General features: G+C 61.9%; 1 protein-coding gene and 1 pseudogene. One reads left to right on the top strand and one right to left on the bottom strand.

The genetic code is table 11. The features are described from left to right. Positions 1–651: 651 nt before the first annotated feature. A pseudogene (locus tag ACWDKQ_RS36015) lies at positions 652–950 on the top strand (transposase); the annotation flags it as partial. Positions 951–977: 27 nt separating this feature from the next. Here the strand turns inward: ACWDKQ_RS36015 and ACWDKQ_RS36010 are convergent. Then, positions 978–1,160, bottom strand: coding sequence for a hypothetical protein (locus ACWDKQ_RS36010; RefSeq protein WP_450143213.1), 183 nt, complete (start codon positions 1,158–1,160; stop codon positions 978–980). Positions 1,161–1,873 lie beyond the last annotated feature (713 nt).

Below are 1,873 nucleotides of genomic sequence, written 5' to 3'. Positions count from 1 at the left end.
GGGGAAAGAACGACCTCACGGGAAACCGCGAGGCCATTAGCGGCCCCGTGCCCTACCGCCGACCGACGCCACCGCGCCAGTTCTCGACCCTCCTCCGCTTCGGAAATTCTGCGCTGATACTCGGCCAGATCAGGAATTACGCCCTGATCCGACTCGCGTTGTGGTTGTCCAAACGGGGCAAACGCCGCCGAGCCTGGGGATGGGGAATGACCCAGGTCTTGCTATCCGCGAATCACCTGGGTCTGATCAGCCTCGACGGGATCGTCGTGCCGCCCAGGCCGTTTCCGAGCCTGGAAAGCCGAGCGCTGTCGGTGAAGAACGTCGGTAAGCCGCTTGCGGGAGAACCGCACGAGTGGTTTGACGGGCGGGAGCTGGAAACGGAACCACGATCAGACCAGGGCCACGGAGAGAAACGTCCCCATGGGAAACCGTGCGGTCAGCAGAGGCTCCGCGACCTACTGCCGATACGGAAACCGCGCCAGCTCCCGACCTCTTAGTTTGTGATCTTGGCTGGTGGGGGGGGCTTGGAGACTGGTGCGGCCATCAGTTGGTCATGGTGGTTTGTGAAGACCAATCAAGATCGCGGCGGGTGCCATCGTAGACCCCGCTGTGGTGGATCCTGTGGGCTGGCGGGAGGCCTTCGACGCTGTGATGGCTCGGGTGGCGAAGCGGTTCAAGCGGGTCGAGTCGCGGAGGCGGGTGCGGTTGTTCGTGGAGGGGTTGCTGTCGGACCTGCCGCGCAAGAACTGCTGGACGCTCTCCGAACACGCCGGGGAGGCCAGGCCGGACGGGATGCACATCTGCTGACGCGAGCGGTATGGGATGCCGATGCGGTGCGCGACGATGTACGGGACGCCGCGGTGGAACATTTCGGTGGCACCGACGCGATGTTGGTGGTCGACGAAACCGGCGACGTCAGGAAAGGAACGGAAACCGTTGGTGTGCAACGGTAGTGTTCCGGGGCGGGTCGGTCTGGGTCAAAGCTGGTCGGGGTCGATTTCAGCTGTGAGTGCTAGCTCGATCGCGCGCACGGAAGTGAAATACTGCTGCAGGTGATCTTTCTTGATTCCGACGGATGCTGCGACGATGTCGAGATCTAGGTAGTCGCTTCGCTGATTGACGAGAAGGGTCCGGGTGACTTGCAGGATCGCCTCTCTCATTCATGACTCCCCTCGCGACCATGTCGCAGTTGACTCTTCTACCTGCTCTTTATCTTGATTGCAGCTTGGTGCTCTTGGAATCACTTGGCAGGCCGTGCCGAAAACCCGTCGCAAGGGCCGAGACTCCATGTTCTACACGGCAGCCTCTCGTTTCGATCGGGGTACCAAGTACTGCAACCGGAAGCATAGACGGACCTGTACGTATGGGCAAGGTGTAGGTGTCGTGGGTAAGAAGCTGCCCGATTCGGTGAGTTTCAGAGTGTGCACACTTCGGGGATCTGGGCGCCTCGTACTCCGCGCGGCGGAAGGCAGATGTAGGGCCTCCTGGTCGGGCGGTGCTGATCGACGGCATCAGCGGCACGTTGGGCTGGGGTGCGTGCACCGCGAAGCGCAACCTCCAGCGCGGCGGTGCCGACCAAGTCCACATCGGACTGATCCGTATCCTGTGGGTGACGCTGCTGGGCCGGCCTGCACGATGTTCCTTGCCTACGCGACGTGGTTGTCACGGGTCACGTCGGCGTGCGAATGGTCGCCGTCATCAACGGCGTGCCCCCGTCTCCGGGTCTAAAACAGCAGCTCACGTCACCCTGAGGTTTCGCAGTTTTGTGGCTCTATTTGTGGCTCTACTGACGTGTCCGTGGGTGGTGTCAGCTGCTGGTTTGGCCCTGGAGATGGGGCACGCCGTTGCTGTGTCTAGGTTTCTGGCTTGTGAA

This window comes from Saccharopolyspora sp. NPDC000995 (genome assembly GCF_053599315.1).
The sequence above is the reverse complement of the archived record's forward strand: the minus strand, read 5'-3'. Positions and strand labels throughout refer to the sequence as shown.